This window comes from Lutibacter citreus (assembly GCF_003260195.1).
GTDB classification, from domain to species: Bacteria; Bacteroidota; Bacteroidia; order Flavobacteriales; family Flavobacteriaceae; genus Lutibacter; species Lutibacter citreus.
In genome coordinates this window covers 115,327-133,018 of record NZ_QEIH01000009.1, presented here as the reverse complement: position 1 = coordinate 133,018, position 17,692 = coordinate 115,327, and the positions used below count along the sequence as shown (strand labels likewise).

Sequence of the window (17,692 nt, the reverse complement as noted above, 5' to 3'; positions counted from 1 at the left end):
TTATTTTATTTTAAGGTTATTATCACCTTATACCCTTCACTATTTCTTACATTAAAAGCTGTATTATCTTCAAACAACAAATACTGACCTTTAATTCCTTTTAATTTACCGGAATAAAAAGGTGTTTTTTCAAGATTCAACGTTTTAATCTTTACAGGATAACTTAAAACAGGATAATTTATTTCTGTAACTTTACTATTGTTTGCTAAAAAATAATCTTGCGCTTCTTCTGGAATATAGGCTTTTAACTTTTCTCTTTCTTCTATTAAATCAGCATCAACAAGGTTATTCTTCAACATTTTTTGCCAACTAGTTTTATCGGCAACATACTCTTTTAAGGCAACTTCTGTTATTCCCGCTAAATAGCGGTTTGGCACCTCAACTATTTCAATTGCTTTACTAGCACCTTGATCAATCCAACGTGTTGGAACTTGAGTTTTACGTGTAACACCAACTTTCACATTGCTAGACAAGGCCAAATAAACAATATGTGGTTTTAATTGTACTTGTTTTTCATATTCCAAATTACGGTCTTCAATGCCTAAATGTGCTTTACTTAATTCAGGTTTCATAATCCAATCTCCTACCGCAGCATTCTCATAAAAACAGTCATAACAGTTTCCTTGACGAAATATTTTTTTCTCTTTTCCGCAGCATAAACATTGATATCCTTCAAAGCTAATTTCTAACTCTCTATCTAACAACTGATTCAAATTTAAAAAATCATTATCTACATCTAAGTAATACTGAACTTTTTCATTTAATTCAGTTTTCATTTTTTTTAAAACTGTTTGATATTTCATAAAGATTTTTATTAAATTTAACTCGCTAAATATACTTAATATAATATGCCCTTTCAAATAGTTAATTCAATTATTTCCTGGTTTCTAAAAAAAAGAAAACATCAGATAGAGTTATTTTTAAAATACCCTATTGATGTTCAAAATGAATTATTGTTTAAATTATTATACAAAGCAAAAAACACTGAAATTGGTAAAAATTATCAATTTAAAAATATTGAAACCTATGAAGATTTTACTAAAAATGTTCCTATTCAACAATATGAATCTATTGAACCTTTAATTGAACGCACCAGAAAGGGCGAGCAAAATGTGTTTTGGCCTACTCAAATAAAATGGTTTGCAAAATCTAGTGGAACTACAAATGCCAAAAGTAAATTTATACCTGTTAGTGATGAAGCATTAGAAGATTGTCATTTTAAAGCAGGAAAAGATATGTTGTGTCTTTATTTAGATAATAATGAAGAAGCGCAACTATTCACCGGAAAAGGATTACGTTTAGGAGGAAGCAGCGCTGTTTATGAAGATAATGACACTTATTTTGGTGATTTATCTGCTATAATTATTGAAAACATGCCTTTTTGGGCGGATTTTAGCAGTGCTCCAAAACAAGAAACAGCTTTAATGGGTGAATGGGAAACCAAAATACAAGCTATTGTTGAAGAAACTATTAATGAAGACATTACAAGTTTAGTTGGTGTACCAAGTTGGATGTTAGTTTTATTAAATAAAGTATTAGAAGAAACCGGAAAAGAAAACATTTTAGAAGTTTGGCCTAACTTGGAAGTTTATTTTCATGGTGGTGTAAATTTTAACCCATACCGTGAACATTTTAAAAAATTAATTCCTAAACAAGACTTTAAATATTACGAAACTTACAATGCTTCAGAAGGATTTTTTGCTATTCAAGATATAAATAATTCAACTGAAATGCTCTTAATGCTTGATTATGGTATTTTTTATGAATTTATTCCAATGGATATATATGATGGCGAAAATTCAGAAACCATTTCTCTACAAGAAGTAGAATTAGATATTAATTATGCGCTAGTTATTACAACCAATGGTGGTTTATGGAGGTATTTAATTGGTGATACCGTTAAGTTTACATCATTAGATCCTTACAGAATAAAAATAACAGGGAGAACAAAGCATTTTATAAATGTTTTTGGAGAAGAATTAATTATTGAAAATGCTGAAGAAGCTTTAAAACAAGCCTGTTTAAAAACAGATGCCGAAATACTGGAATATACAGCTGCACCAATTTTTATGGATGCGAATAAAAGCGGTGGACACGAATGGATGATTGAGTTTGATAAACAGCCTAACAATATAAATTATTTCACAGAATTATTGGATAATGCGCTAAAATCTATTAATTCAGATTATGAGGCAAAACGCTATAACAATATGGCTTTAAAAATGCCTAAAATAAATATAGCCAAAGAAGGATTGTTTTACGACTGGCTGAGATTACAAGGAAAATTAGGAGGACAACATAAAGTTCCTAGACTTTCAAATTCTAGAAAACATATTGAGGAATTGATATGCTTAAACAAATAACAAATAGAAACCTAGTCAGTTAGAAATAATTATTATATTTAGAAAAATATTTTTCTGAATGAAACAAAAATCTATTAATTACAAGTATTACATTATTAGTTCTTTATTAGGAATATTTGTTTCCTTATTTCAATTAACTGCACAAACTAAAAAAATAGAACTTAAAGGTACTATTATTGATAAATCTCAAATTACAATTCCTTATGCATCTGTAAGTATTGTTTCTAAAAGTAGAGGAACATCTAGTACTGAAGATGGTGAGTTTTCACTGCAAGTTTCAAATAGTGAATTGAAAGACACTCTAACCATATCATCACTAGGATTTAAATCAACAAGAATTCAAGTAGAAAAATTCATGAACCTAAAGGATAAAAAGATTATCCTAGAAGAAAGTGCGATAATGATGGACGAAGTGCAACTTTTAAGTGCTAAAACCTATGTATTAAACGCTCTAAAGAAAGTAAAAGAGAACACATTAAGTAGTACTCACGTATTAGAAATACTACTCCGTAGAGCTACAACTGAGGGCGGTACATCAAAATTTTTTGTAGAAAACTACTTAAAATATTTAGATAGAGGACCAGCATACGGTTTAGGAAGACTGCAGGTTACTCAGGCAAGAAAATCAGCCGATTATAGAGTTTGGAAAAGTAAGGATTGGACTCACTGGATAAATTACATGGTACAATTAAATCCACTAAGACCTGTCGATTCCCAGCATAGACGAAATTTAAAAAAATTTAATTGGAAAAGAACAGGAAACTCTTCATATGAAGGTGAAGACGTTCTAATTGTAACAGGACAAAACCCTAAAATTAAATGGGAAAAAATTACTTTTTATATTGGAATTGACACCCATAAAATATACAAAATAGAAAGAGGCCGCACTTTATATTTATATAAAAATCACAAAAGTGGAAAATTAGTTTTAAACTATTTTAAACATGAATGGGTACTTCAAAACGAAAAAGTCCCAAGTGAATATCGAAATACAATTGCAAATAGAACTTCTTACAAAGTAGAAGGTTCTGTATATTCTGTGCACACCGAGAAGGACAAAAGAAGAATTAGAGATTACGGAATAGACCTTGATATGGGGCTTTTAGATTTACCTTACAATCCAGAGTTTTGGAATAATTTAAGTTTACCACCAGACACAAAATTTTATAAGAAAATAAAATCTGAGATTGAAGGTCTTTACGGAGTGCCTTTAGAAACGCAGTTTAAATTAGTGAATAAGAAAAACTAAATCCTTAGATTTTTCTTTCAATAACATAATTAACCATAATTAGTAAAGACTCTTTATAGGTTGACTCTGGGTAAGATTTTAAAATATCTAATGCTTTTGTTTGATATTCTTTCATTTTTGAAATAGTATATTCAATACCTCCGTTTTCTTTTACAAAAGCAATAACTTCTTTTACTCTTTTCTTATCCTTATTATGATTTTTAACTGAATTTATTAGCCACTTTTTATCTTTTGAAGTACAATTATTAAGTGTATAAATAAGAGGCAAGGTCATTTTTTGCTCTTTAATATCAATACCTGTAGGTTTTCCAATTTTAGCATTGGTATAATCAAACAAATCATCTTTAATTTGAAAAGCAATACCAATCAACTCTCCAAAAAGACGCATTTTTTCAATTTCTTCGGGTTCACTTCCTACTGAAGCGGCACCAATACCACAACAAGCCGCAATTAAAGTTGCTGTTTTCTGACGAATTATTTCAAAATATACATCTTCAGTAATATCAAGTTTTCTAGCCTTTTCAATTTGTAATAATTCTCCTTCGCTCATTTCACGAACCGCAACAGAAATCAATTTTAAAATATCAAAATCTTCATTATCAATTGAAAGTAATAATCCTTTTGAAAGTAGAAAATCACCTACTAGAACGGCTATTTTATTTTTCCATAAAGCATTTACAGAGAAAAAACCTCTTCTTCTATTACTATCATCAACAACATCATCATGCACTAAAGTAGCTGTATGAATCAATTCTATTATTGAAGCTCCTCTATAAGTACGTTCATCAAAATTACCGTTAGAAACCATTTTTGCAACCAAAAAAACAAACATTGGTCGCATTTGTTTTCCTTTTCGTCTTACAATATAATGCGTAATTCTATTTAATAAAGGAACCTTAGTAACCATTGCTTCTCTGAATTTAGATTCAAAGAGCTCCATTTCATCAAGAATGGGTTGTTTAATTTGTTCTATTGGCTTCATTGGTTAACAAAAATAACAGATTATTTTAAATGATATTACAATAATACCAGATTTATTCTATAAAAAAACCTTGATTTTAATTTAGATCCAACATAAATCTTTATTAAAACCAAGGTTCTATATATATTCTTTAATTAGAACTATTTTACTCTGTGCTGAATGTTAATAGATTCAACGTGAATAGCTTTAAATACTTCTTCAACAAATTCTTTACTTAAGCCTTTGCTAACTCCAGTTTCAACCATTGCCGCTAAAATATCAGACCAACGACCACTTTGTAAAATAGCCACATTTTCTTTATTTTTTAATTTGCCAATATTTTCTGCAATTACCATTCTATCGCTTAAAATATCAACAATATTTCCATCAATTAAATCTAATTCTTTACGGTATAAATTTAATTTATTTTGGAAACTTTCTTTAGAACTACTTTTTTGACGAATTTTTAATTCTTTAGTAATTTCATCCAATCTTGCAGGTGTAATTTGTTGTGCAGCATCACTCCAAGCATTATCTGGATCAATATGAGTTTCAATCATAAATCCATCAAAGTTTAAATCCAATGCAGTTTGTGAAACATCTAAAATAGTATCTCTACGACCACAAATATGAGATGGATCTAAAATTAAAGGTAAATCTGGAAATTCTTTTTTCAATTCAATTGCTATATGCCATTTCGGTTTATTTCTGTAATGACCTGTATTGTATGCTGAGAATCCACGGTGAATAACTCCTAATTGAGAAATACCATTTGCTTGAAAACGTTCAACACCACCTAACCATAAAGCTAAATCTGGATTTACTGGGTTTTTCACTAACACTGGTTTATCAACACCTTTTAAAGCATCAGCAATTTCTTGAACTGCAAAAGGATTTACAGTTGTTCTTGCTCCAATCCATAAAATATCTACATCTGCTTTTAAAGCCAACTCTACGTGGTTTGCATTTCCAACTTCAGTAGTAATTTTCATTCCAGTTTCTTCACGAACTCTTTGTAACCAAGGTAAACCGATTCCTCCAACACCTTCAAAACCTCCTGGTCTTGTTCTAGGTTTCCAAATACCAGCTCTAAACACATTTGTATCTGTATCTTTTAATAAATGTGCTGTTTTTAAAACTTGTTCTTCTGTCTCTGCACTACAAGGTCCTGCAATTACAATAGGATGATCTAATCCCATTCCATCTAACCACTTTCTGTTTTCTTTAGTAATTTCCATCTTAATTTAAATCTTATTTAGTTGCTTTCTTTTATTCCGTTTAATATACTTTTTATATAATTGGTGCTGTTCATTGATTCGTTCAACGCTTCAGCATCATTATTTTCAATCAATTCTTTAAATTCATTTAAGTTTTTTATATACTCATCTAATGATTTAATCACATTCTCTTTATTTTCTAAGAAAATAGGTGTCCAAGTATTTGCTGAACTTTTTGCCAAACGAACTGTTGAAGCAAAACCCGTACTTGCCATATCAAAAATTGCTTGTTCATTTTTTTCAATCTCTAACACTGTTTTCCCTAACATAAATGAACTTACATGCGATAAATGTGAAACATAAGCTATGTGCCTATCGTGCTCTACAGGATTCATCATTTTAATGTGCATATTCAACATTTTAAACAAGCTAATTGCTCTATCTAAAATTCTCCAATCTGCTTTATCTGCTTCACAAATAATATTTACTTTTTCATCAAATAAATTTAATATTGCAGCTTCAGGACCCGAAAATTCTGTACCAGCCAAAGGATGTGCTGCCACAAAATTCTTTCTATTTGGATGGTTTGCAATTTCTTTACAAATTTCATTTTTTACCGATCCAACATCAAAAACCAAGGTAGTTGCAGATACAATATCTAAAACTTTGGAAACTAATTTCCCTACCACATTTACAGGAACAGACACAATAATAACATCTGCATCTGCAATTTCTGAAAATGAAATTTCTTCATCAATTACACCTAACTCAAGTGATTTCTTTATATGCTCTGGATTTTTATCAAATCCAAAAACTTTAAATTGACCTCTTTTTTTTAAATCTAAAGCTAAAGAACCTCCAATTAACCCTAATCCTAATACAACTAACTTTTCCATTGTATTAATTTTTAGTTGTTAATCTATTTAATACTTCATTTAAAACATTTTCTTCAACACATAAAGATGCCCTAATATAACCTTCTCCGTTTGAACCAAAAATAGTACCTGGTGTTATAAATACATTTTTATTATATAATAACTCATCCGTTATTTCTTCAGACTTCACTCCTTTCGGTAATTTCCCCCAAACAAATAATCCTCCTATGTTTTTATCATAAGTACAATTTAAGGCATCAAATATTTTCCAAACTATTGCTCTTCTTGATGTATAAATTTCATTTTGACCTTTAAACCAGTCATCCCCAAGTTTAAATGCTTCAACAGCCCCTTTTTGAATTCCTAAAAACATTCCAGAATCCATATTACTTTTTACTTGTAAAATCGTTTTAATAATTTCTGCATCACCAACAACCATTCCTACACGCCAACCTGCCATATTAAAGGTTTTACTTAAAGAATTTAACTCTATAGCAACTTCTTTTCCTCCTTCAACTTCTAAAATACTTAACGGATTTTTATGTAAAATAAAACTATACGGATTGTCATTTACAATAAGTATCTCATGTTTTTTTGCAAACGCAATTAATTTCTTAAAATCTTCTTTACTTGCCACGGCACCAGTTGGCATATGAGGGTAATTTACCCACATTATTTTCGTATTCTTTAAATCTTCTTTTTCTAATGCATCAAAATCTGGCAGCCAATTTCCCGCCTCATTTAAATCGTAATTAATAGCTTCAGCTTGCACTAAATTAGTTACAGATGCATATGTTGGATATCCTGGATTAGGAATTAACACCTTATCTCCTTTATTTAAAAAAGCCATAGAAATATGCATGATACCTTCTTTAGATCCCATTAAAGGAAGCACTTCAGTATTCATATCTAAAGAAACATTGTATTTTTCTTTATAAAAATTACACATTCCTTCTCTTAATTCTGGAATACCTTGATAACTTTGATATTGATGTGCATTTGGTAATTCAACCGCGCTTTGCAATGCGTTAACAACGCTTAATGGTGGTTGTAAATCTGGACTCCCAATAGCTATATTTATAATTGGTTTCCCTTCACTTCTTAAAGCTGCTACTTCTCTTAATTTTTTTGAAAAGTAGTATTCTTTAACACTTCCTAATCTGTCAGCTTTTTGTATCATTATCTTTTTCCTTTATTGTATTCTCCTAATATTTCCAGTGCTTCTACCTTCTCTCTAATCTCTTCAAGAGCATCAAAATAGTCTGCATAACTTGTAAAAACAACATCTGCAAAAAATGAATATTTCCAAAGAGTATCTATCACCGGCATTGATTGAATTTTAGATAAATTTAAACCGTGCTTTGCTAACATGGTTAAAATTTCTGCCAAACTTCCAGTATCATGACTTGTAATAAATTTAATTGAAGCTTTATTAGCTGAAACACTACTTTTATCTTGGTTATTTGTTAAAATAAAAAAACGAGTAGCATTTTCTTTAATTGTTTGAATGTCTGATGCTAAAATATCCAATTTATAGGTTTCAGCAGCCAAATTACTTGCTATAGCTCCAACACCCATTAATTTATTATCTTGAATTCTTTTTGCTACAGATGCAGTATCTTCATCTTCAATTAATTTAATGTGTGGATAGTCTTTAAAAAATTTATGACACTGTAATAGTGCCATAGGATGTGAATATACTTCTTTAATATCTTCAATAGACTGCCCATTAAGCGCCATTAAATTATGATGAATTGACAAATGAAATTCTCCGCATATTGTTAATTTATGGTCATCAATAAGTGCGTAATTTGGTAGTATTGCACCTGCAATTGAATTTTCAATAGCCATAATCAATACATCTGCTTTATTATCTTCTAATAATGCAGGCATTTCAGTAAAAGATAAACACTCAAGTAAATCTATATTTTTACCGAAATATTCCTCAGCCACTATGTGGTGGAATGATCCTTTTATTCCTTGTATTGCTACTTTCATTTATTCAGTAATTATCAAAAAAAAATCTCGAAATAATTTCGAGACTTTATAATTTATATTTTTAACTAACACATACAAAGCCTCATCTCTTATTGTTAAAATAAAAGTAAAAATAGAAGCTATTCCAAGTGTTATTTGTTATCATAATTCGTTAAATATGAGCCCAAATTTATACATAATATTTAAAACATCAATCATTTTTATAAAAAACATTCACCCTCAATACAAAAATTAAAAAATAATAGCTATATGCGATTTTTTTTAATGAAAAACACAATTTAAATCATTATTTTTTAAACAATATACATTTGAACAACTCGTTGTAATCAAACAGATTGTTCTAAAATTCTACTTTAATTTTAATTAACTTTGCTTTTTTATACAGTTTACTATGAAGAAAACATTCATTAAAGGTTTAACTAATTCAATTTTTATATTGTTTGTAATCTCTCAAATGCAATCTCAAAATTATTTAGTTGAATTAAGTTCTAATGTATCTGCAAAAGAAACACTTCCTTTTTTCTTAAGAGCAAATAAATTTGGTGCCGTACCAAACAATAACAATGTTTTATTAAACACCGCAATTTTTTCAGATTTTAAAGATTCAAATGACTTATTTAAGTTTTCTTACAAAGCTTCAGTTACTGGTTATATTGCAGACAAGAATGATATACTTATAAATGAACTTTATGGAAGTCTTCTTTTTAAAAATATTCAAATGGATATTGGAAGCAAAAACGATGAAATTCTTTTTGAAGGCTTATCCGTTTCAAATGGAAATATTATTAAATCTATTAATGCGAGAGCAATTCCAGGGATTAACATTAAAACAAAAAACTATTTTAAACTACCATTCGCCAAAAATTGGTTAAGCGCTAAAGTTAATTATGCGGAATATATTTTAAACGATAAACGAGCAGTAGACAATGCACATCTTCATCATAAAAGCTTGTATTTTAAATCTAAACTAAGTAATACCTTTACTTTAACAACAGGATTAGATCATTATGTTCAATGGGGAGGAACCTCCGAAGAGTATGGAAAACAACCTTCTAGTTTTAGTGACTATCTTAAAGTTATATCAGGTAGTGCAGGTGGTGAACTCTCCAACTCTGGAGAGCAAATTAATGCATTAGGTAACCATATTGGAAATTACCAGATTCAATTAGACCACCAAGGAACGAATTTAAATTGGAGTTTTTATTTGTCACATCCTTTTGAAGATGCTTCAGGTAGAGAATTATCCAACTACCCCGATGCTTTATACGGCCTGTTTTTTGACTTAAAAAAGCCCAAAAGTATTATTACACATATTATAACAGAGTTCCAATACACCAAACATCAGGGTAAATCAACCTCTCTACATGGCTTAATTGACAATTATTTTAATAATTCTATTTATAAAAGTGGATGGACATATTTTGGAAATACAATTGGATCCCCATTTTTTGTTCCAAAAACTTCTATTGATGATGTAACTCTTGGAATAGCTCAAAATAGATTCACTTCCTTTAATTTTGGTTTTAAAGGATATGTGCATCCAGATATTGAATACAAAGCAAATTTAACTTACACTAAATATGCTGGAAGTTTTAATACTCCAATAAATAAAAACCAATTTTCTCCTTATTTAGAATTAAATTACAAAAAGAATAATTTTCCATTTGATATTTCTTTTGGAGCAACAGGCGATCTTGGAGACTTCTTACCTAATAATTTGGGAGGATTCCTTAAACTATCAAAAACCGGTAAATTTTAAGTATATGTTTTCCTTATTCAAAAAAAATAACGTCTCAATCACATCATTGTTTTCAAATGATTTTATTGATATTCATTCTCATTTACTTCCAAATATTGATGATGGTGCAAAAAGTTTTGAAGACTCAGTGTCACTTATAAAAACACTTCATAGTTTTGGTGTCAATAATTTTGTAACAACACCACATATAATGGATGGAGTTTGGAATAATAATCCTGAGATAATACAAAACAAGTTATTTCAATTGAAGGATTACTTAAAAACACATAATTTGGCTGACATAAAAATTAGAGCTGCGGCAGAATATATGCTAGATTCTAATTTTGAACACTTATTAGATACTGAAAAATTACTTACAATTAAAGATAATTATCTTTTGATTGAAATGTCTTATTTAAACCCTCCAATTAACCTAAAAGATCTACTGTTTAAAATTCAAATTAAAGGTTACACTCCTATTTTAGCACATCCAGAACGTTACGTTTTTTATCACAACAACTATAATGAATATTTAAAATTAAAAGAAGCTGGTTGCTTATTTCAACTAAACCTATTATCGCTATCTAATTATTACGGCCCCGATATTAAAAAGGTTGCAATTAAATTACTAAAAGATGGTTTAATTAATTTTGTAGGAACAGATACTCATTCAGAACGACATTTAAAATTTTTAGAATCCATTAATAATAAAAAATTGTTAAAACTGATTTCTCCAATTATTGAAAATAATTCAATACTAAAATAATTATATAATGTTATGTTGAATGAGGTAACTTATCCAATTTTTATTTTATAAGGAATTTGTAACTAAACATTATAAAGCCTCATCACAGATACTTACAAAATAAGATTCTAAGATTTCCAATTTAATAGGATTAATCAAGTTAAAGTTTTTATTTTCAGACACTTAACAAAAAAACATTCAACTCTAAAAATAAGACTACTCTTGTTGAGGATACCTTTTAATGAGCTAAAAAAAAGTTAATTAAATTCTAAAACGGCAACAACTTACGCCACCATTTATTAGATTTCACCTCTTGCGTATATCCATATCCGTAACCATAACCGTATCCATAACCACGCTCTAAATCTGTATCATTAATAAGAATTGCCATGTTTGGCAACCTTTTTTCTTCATGTAATTTACTTGGAATATCTAATAACCTTTTATCTAAATAATTTGCACGCACCACATAAACAAATAAATCTGCATGATGACTAAACAACAAGGTATCAGTTACCACACTAATTGGAGCAGTATCTACCAATACATAATCGTAATTTTTATTTCCATAAGTTAAAATCTCTTCAAACCTACCATTCATTAATAATTCTGAAGGATTAGGTGCTACTATTCCAGATTCCAAAACGTCAAAATTTGTACCATCAACTCGCTGAATTACATCTTTAGGCCTAATAGAAGTATCCATAAGAAAATGAGAAAGTCCTTTTTTTGTAGATTTAAAATTTAAATAAGTCGCGATTTTTGGCTTTCTAATATCACCTCCTACCAACAATACCTTTTTATCAGTTAATGCTAATACTGACGCTAAATTAATGGCAATAAACGTTTTTCCCTCTCCACCAATAGTAGAAGTAATAAAAATTGTTTTCGCATTTTCTTTTACACTTGAAAGCATAAAATTAACATTTGTACGTAACAATCTAAAAGACTCTGCCTTACTATCTCGGTCATTCTCAGAAATAACAACTTTTGTTTCTGTTTTTGATTTTGGAATATCACCTAAAATTGGCACATTTAAAACAGCTTCAACATCTTTTCTTGTATGCACTTTATTATCTAATAAGAAAACTATAAATAAAACTGCGAAAGGAACTATAAATCCTAATGCAATTGCACCCATTAAATACATTCTGCGATTAGGAGCTACTGGAACATTACTTCCATAGGCTTTGTCTATTATTTTAGCATTTGGAATTGTAACTGCCATAGAAATTGAATTCTCTTCACGTTTCTGTAACAAATACAAATACAAGGCTTCAATAATTTGTTGCTGACGCTCAATATCTCTAAATTCGCGTTCAATTCTAGGTACAGTAGCAATTTTTGAGGCCATTCTAAATTCTTGTTGTCTTAATTCACTTAAAGACATTGTTATTGAAGATTTAAGACTTCCCAGATTTTGCTTTATATTTTCTTTAAATGTTGCTATTTGCTCCTCTAAATTTATAACTACAGGATTTAAACTACTCGAATTTTTAAAAATACGATTTCGTTCTTGTACTAATTCATTATATTTTTGAGTGCTTTCATCTATTGATTTTTCTGTTAACCCCAAATTAACAGGAATAAATTCTTTTGAAGTGTTGTTGATATAATCTTCTACATAATCAACCAACTTTAATTGAGAGTTTAATTCTATAATCTTATCCTCAAGCGCTGTTTTAGATTGTAAAGCAATGTCTGCTTCAGAACTTATATTAGTTAATTTATTAGTGGTTTTATATGCTTCAGCACCGGCCTCAACAATTTTCAAGTCCTTATTAATTGCATCAATTCGCTCGTTTATAAATTCATTGGTATTTTTAGAAATTAAATTTTTATCTTCTACAACATCTTTATTGTATTGAAACACCAAATAATCTAAAATTGCTTGAGCTTTAGATGTTACATAGTCGTTTAGCGATAATTTTAATACACTTGAATTATTAACTACTTGAATTTGAACTCTATTTTTATAATTATTAGCAATTACAATAACCGGACTTACTTTTACAATAATTTCTTCTCCAGGCTGCAATCTATCAACACTTAAAGGCGTAATTGTTAAATCTCCAAAACTTGAAGTTATTTTTTGGCCATAATCATATTCCTTACTTTCTAAACCATTTACAAAAACAAAACTTGTTTTAGACTTTGTTATTATTGAAAATGTAGCCCATAAATTATACAGTTTTTCATTTCCAAATAAAAAATTTATTTTAATAGGAGCACTTTGATTGAACATTTCAGAATCATAAACTCTTCCTTTTTTATAAAATTGAAGGTTTAAATTTAAATCTTTTACAACTCGCTCAAATAAACTTCTCGATTTTAATAATTCTATTTCATTTTCTAAAGATTTGTTTGAACTTCCTACCAATCCCAACTCTTTAAATGCAGAAAGCTCATTATTCTCTTTATCACCAATTAAAATTGTAGTTGTTGCAGCATATTGATTTGGAGTATATCTCAAATACGTTTTTACAGCAAAATAAGCAACAACCAGACTTAAAACAAACCATTTCCAATGGTATAAGTATTTTTCAATTTCTTCACGAATATTAATAGTGCCTTCATTAAAATTTATTGGTTTCAACTCTTGGTTTTCTGGCATAACTTAACGTGTTAAAATAAGTACTAAAGACAACAATGCCGTTGCTATTGATATTAATGAAGATGTAGTTCCAATTGCTGAAGAATTAACTTTTGCCTTATTAGGCTCTACATATACAATATCATTTTGTGCTAAATAATAGTATGGTGATTTAAAAATAGATTTATCTGTAAGATCCAAACGAATACTTTCTATTTTCTCACCATTTTTTCTAATTAAAAGAATATTTTTTCTTTTTCCCTGAATAGATATATCTCCAGCCATAGCAATAGCTTCTGGGATTGAAACTTTCTCATTTTCTAATTTAAATGATCCAGGGGATTTTACTTCCCCTAAAATTGATACCCTAAAATTTTCTAAACGAATATTTACAATTGGTTTTTTCATATACAACTCCAATTCTTTTATAAACCAGTTTTTCAACTCATTAGTTGTTAAACCTGCAACTGGTATTTTCCCTAATATAGGAAATGTAATATCACCTTCAATATCTACCAAATATGTAATCGATTTTGTTGAACTTGCTTGATCTCCACCTTGATACAAATTAAATGGTTTTGCCGTTTCAGGATCAAACCCATTCACAGTTATATTAAGAATATCATCACTTTGAATTTTAGGAGCATAATTTTTAAGTAATTCATTAGTTATTACTTCATCATTCTGAAAATAAATCATTTTCTTTTTAGAGACACAAGAAGAAGTCGCAACTAATAAACATAGTAGCACAAAAATTAATTGAAGTTTGTTATTTTTCATTTACTATTTTTTGTAAATATATTTATTCTAAATTTGATTAGGCATCTAGCGCCTCATATTTTGAATTGTTTGAAATAAATTCAGGTACAATTTTCTTCATTTCTAATATAGTAGGTTCCATATCATCTACATTATTTAGCAAACATAAGGCTTCTATTTCAGATTTAACAACCTTAGCATCTAATGAAGTAACATTAGCAATCATAATTTTTTTATGATGGGTTTCTTTAGTGTTTTCTGAAGTTGCTAATAATTCTTCATAAATTTTTTCACCAGGACGCAATCCTGTTATCTTAATATCAATATCATATGGATATTTTAATCCTGAAAGTCGAATCATATTTAAAGCCAAATCAAATATCTTTATTGATTTCCCCATATCAAACACAAATATTTCTCCTCCTTGGCCCATACATCCAGCTTCTAGTACTAATTGACATGCTTCTGGAATAGTCATAAAATAACGCGTAATATCTTTATGTGTTACCGTTACGGGACCTCCATTTTTTATTTGCTGTTTAAAAAGTGGAATTACAGACCCACTAGATCCCAAAACATTTCCAAAACGAGTGGTAATAAATTTGGTAGTACTTGTGGCATCCAAACAAGTAATATATTGTTCTGCTATTCGCTTGGTGGCTCCCATTATATTAGTAGGATTTACGGCTTTATCCGTAGATACCATTACAAATTTCTCAACATTATTTTCTACAGAAAGGTTTGCTATATTTTTACTTCCCATTACATTGGTTCTTACCGCTTCATAGGGGTTTTCCTCCATAAAAGGTACATGTTTATACGCTGCTGCATGAAAAACTAAATTAGGCGCATACTTTTTAAACAATACAGACATCCGTTCTTTATTCTGTATATCAGCTACCACACACTCAATATTATCTATCTGTTTATTTATAAAAAACTGTTGTAAATTATACAAATCTGATTCTGCCTGATCAATTAAAATAATTTTTTTGGAGTTAAAATTTGTTACTTGACGTGCAATTTCACTTCCAATTGAGCCAGCCGCCCCAGTAATTAAAACCACTTTATTTAAGAACTCTTGTTCCATAACAGGGTTTTTAATATCAATAGGACTTCTACCTAACAAGTCTTCTATTTTTACCGGTTTTATTTGTTTTAATTGTAAATCGCCATCAATCCAAGATTTTAAGGCTGGTACTATCTTTACATTCACAGGGTATTTAGAGATTTCATCTACAATTTCAAGCAACCGTGAGGGTTTAATATTCTCAATTGCTAAAATAATTTCATCTATATTTTTTTTAAGAATAAAATCTTCATCTATACTCGCCAACCCCATTACAGGAAGACCATCTAATTTACTCTTCCATTTTCTTTTATCATCATCTATAAAACCAACTATATTTGTTTTACTTGCAATATCTTCTTTAATTACAGAATGCACCAATACTCCTGCTTCTCCGGCTCCAAAAATAAGTACACGCTTATCACTCTTAAGACCTGAAAATAACAGAATATACAATTCTTTATATATAAACCTAATTACAATTAACACCACCACATTTAATAAAAAATGTATTGCAATAATTGATTTAGGAATCGTAAATTCAGGTATAAAATTAAACTTAAAATTTAAAGAGACTGTGCCTATTAACATCCCAAAAATTAACAAACTTGCTAAAAAAACATTAATTGAATCCCTTACACCAGTATGCCTAATAATTCCCTTATAAGAGCCTATTAATAAAAAAGATAAAATAGATACTACAATTACAATTGGCACTTGTACAAATAACTTTGAAGTATCAAAATTAAAGCTGAAATTAAACCTTATTAAATAGGAAAGTATAAACGTATTAAAAACAATATATACATCAATTAATAAAACAAACCATCTTGGTGTATTTCTTTTTAATAAGTCTTTAAATACTCTATTTATCATTTTTAAAAACTATTTAAAATCTCAACAATTTTGCTCAATTCATTAGAAGTAAGATTAGATCCACTTGGTAAGCACAACCCAACTTGAAACAATTTCTCAGAATTACCATTATTAAAACTTAGGCAATTCTTAAATATTGGTTGTAAATGCATTGGTTTCCACAAGGGTCTTGATTCTATATTTTCTTTTTCTAAAGATAATCTAATCTCTTCTCTAATTTCAAAAGAAGGAGTTAAGATACAACTTAACCACCTATTAGAAAAGTAACCTGCCGGTTCTTTCAAAAACAATAAATTTTTATTTTTTACATTCAATTTATAAAAATTATAATTATTTCTTCTTGCCGTAACTCTTTCATCCAAAACCTCTAATTGTCCTCTCCCAATTCCGGCAATAACGTTAGACATTCTGTAATTATAACCAATAGAAGAATGTTCATAATGCGGTGCATTATCTCTAGCCTGTGTTGCTAAAAACACTGCTTTTTGTTTATCTATTATATTCTTAGTTATTAATGCTCCTCCTCCTGAAGTGGTAATAATTTTATTTCCATTAAATGAAAGAATTGAATACGTTCCAAAAGAACCACATTTTTGGCCATTTACAGAACTTCCCAAGGCTTCTGCGCTATCTTCAATTATAGGAATATCATATTTTTGAGCCAACTCTTGAATTTTCGTTACTTTATATGGCATTCCATATAAATGCACGGCTATAATAGCTTTTGGCTTTTTACCGTGTTTTAATCTATCCAATATTGCAATTTCTAATTGCTCAGGACATAAATTCCATGTTTCTAATTCGCTATCAATAAAAATGGGGGTTGCTCCTTGGTATATTATAGGATTTGCAGATGCTGAAAACGTAAAACTTTGGCACAATACCTCATCTCCTTTTGAAATACCCAATAACACTAAGGCCAAATGTATAGCAGCCGTACCAGAACTTAATGCTGCTGCATAAACCTTGTCTCCTAAATAATGCTCTAAACCTATTTCAAATTCATTTACATTTGGCCCCAAAGGAGCTATCCAATTGGTATCAAATGCTTCGTTTACATATTTTAGTTCACCTCCTCCCATATGGGGTGAGGATAACCATATTTTTTTATTCATGAGGGTTTTATTGCATTAAGAACGCAAAATTAGACTAATTTATTTTGTTTCGGAGATAATTAAAATTTTTGATTTTGAAAATTTTTGATTTAAGTAGCTTAGCGGCTCATAATGCTGTGCTAGATTCAGTATCT

Annotated in this window: 14 protein-coding genes; 4 read left to right on the top strand and 10 right to left on the bottom strand. The window is 29.3% G+C overall.

Annotation, left to right across the window (positions count from 1 at the left end; translation table 11 throughout):
* Positions 1-5: 5 nt before the first annotated feature.
* Complete coding sequence (locus tag DAD81_RS17855; RefSeq protein ID WP_111709673.1) at positions 6-803, bottom strand: DUF2797 domain-containing protein; 798 nt, start codon at positions 801-803, stop codon at positions 6-8.
* 45 nt (positions 804-848) lie between these two features.
* Between DAD81_RS17855 and DAD81_RS17850 the strand changes: the two genes are divergently transcribed.
* Both DAD81_RS17850 and DAD81_RS17845 read left to right on the top strand, forming a co-directional pair.
* On the top strand, positions 849-2,363 hold the full coding sequence (locus DAD81_RS17850) for a GH3 auxin-responsive promoter family protein (RefSeq protein ID WP_111709672.1): 1,515 nt from the start codon (positions 849-851) through the stop codon (positions 2,361-2,363).
* A 58-nt stretch (positions 2,364-2,421) separates the two neighbouring features.
* Entirely contained in the window at positions 2,422-3,612 is a 1,191-nt protein-coding gene (locus DAD81_RS17845; protein ID WP_111709671.1) for a carboxypeptidase-like regulatory domain-containing protein, read from the top strand.
* Positions 3,613-3,616: 4 nt separating this feature from the next.
* Here DAD81_RS17845 and DAD81_RS17840 read toward each other — a convergent pair whose 3' ends face one another.
* The 5 genes from DAD81_RS17840 to DAD81_RS17820 form a co-directional block, all read right to left on the bottom strand.
* On the bottom strand, positions 3,617-4,594 hold the full coding sequence (locus DAD81_RS17840) for a polyprenyl synthetase family protein (RefSeq protein WP_111709670.1): 978 nt from the start codon (positions 4,592-4,594) through the stop codon (positions 3,617-3,619).
* Between the two features lie 140 nt (positions 4,595-4,734).
* Entirely contained in the window at positions 4,735-5,811 is a 1,077-nt protein-coding gene (locus tag DAD81_RS17835; RefSeq protein WP_111709669.1) for a bifunctional 3-deoxy-7-phosphoheptulonate synthase/chorismate mutase type II, read from the bottom strand.
* Positions 5,812-5,828: 17 nt separating this feature from the next.
* Positions 5,829-6,686, bottom strand: a complete 858-nt coding sequence (locus tag DAD81_RS17830; protein WP_111709668.1) for a prephenate dehydrogenase — start codon at positions 6,684-6,686, stop codon at positions 5,829-5,831.
* A 4-nt stretch (positions 6,687-6,690) separates the two neighbouring features.
* Positions 6,691-7,845 carry a pyridoxal phosphate-dependent aminotransferase gene (locus tag DAD81_RS17825; protein WP_111709667.1) on the bottom strand — a complete coding sequence of 385 codons (1,155 nt, stop codon included), beginning with the start codon at positions 7,843-7,845 and terminating at the stop codon, positions 6,691-6,693.
* On the bottom strand, positions 7,845-8,663 hold the full coding sequence (locus DAD81_RS17820) for a prephenate dehydratase (protein ID WP_111709666.1): 819 nt from the start codon (positions 8,661-8,663) through the stop codon (positions 7,845-7,847). The genes DAD81_RS17825 and DAD81_RS17820 overlap by 1 nt, the downstream gene beginning before the upstream one ends.
* 391 nt (positions 8,664-9,054) lie before the next feature.
* Between DAD81_RS17820 and DAD81_RS17815 the strand changes: the two genes are divergently transcribed.
* Together DAD81_RS17815 and DAD81_RS17810 are read left to right on the top strand one after the other, a co-directional pair.
* Positions 9,055-10,422: a capsule assembly Wzi family protein gene (locus DAD81_RS17815; protein WP_111709665.1), complete on the top strand. Its 1,368-nt coding sequence runs from the start codon at positions 9,055-9,057 to the stop codon at positions 10,420-10,422.
* A gap of 4 nt (positions 10,423-10,426) precedes the next feature.
* Positions 10,427-11,167, top strand: a complete 741-nt coding sequence (locus DAD81_RS17810) for a tyrosine-protein phosphatase (protein WP_111709664.1) — start codon at positions 10,427-10,429, stop codon at positions 11,165-11,167.
* A 247-nt stretch (positions 11,168-11,414) separates the two neighbouring features.
* Here DAD81_RS17810 and DAD81_RS17805 read toward each other — a convergent pair whose 3' ends face one another.
* From DAD81_RS17805 to DAD81_RS17790, 4 genes are read right to left on the bottom strand one after another with little or no spacing between them, the layout of a single operon-like run.
* Positions 11,415-13,760: a GumC family protein gene (locus DAD81_RS17805; protein WP_111709663.1), complete on the bottom strand. Its 2,346-nt coding sequence runs from the start codon at positions 13,758-13,760 to the stop codon at positions 11,415-11,417.
* 3 nt (positions 13,761-13,763) lie between these two features.
* Positions 13,764-14,519: a polysaccharide biosynthesis/export family protein gene (locus DAD81_RS17800; protein WP_111709662.1), complete on the bottom strand. Its 756-nt coding sequence runs from the start codon at positions 14,517-14,519 to the stop codon at positions 13,764-13,766.
* A 37-nt stretch (positions 14,520-14,556) separates the two neighbouring features.
* Complete coding sequence (locus DAD81_RS17795) at positions 14,557-16,443, bottom strand: polysaccharide biosynthesis protein (protein ID WP_111709661.1); 1,887 nt, start codon at positions 16,441-16,443, stop codon at positions 14,557-14,559.
* A 2-nt stretch (positions 16,444-16,445) separates the two neighbouring features.
* Entirely contained in the window at positions 16,446-17,558 is a 1,113-nt protein-coding gene (locus DAD81_RS17790; RefSeq protein ID WP_111709660.1) for a DegT/DnrJ/EryC1/StrS family aminotransferase, read from the bottom strand.
* Positions 17,559-17,692: the final 134 nt, after the last annotated feature.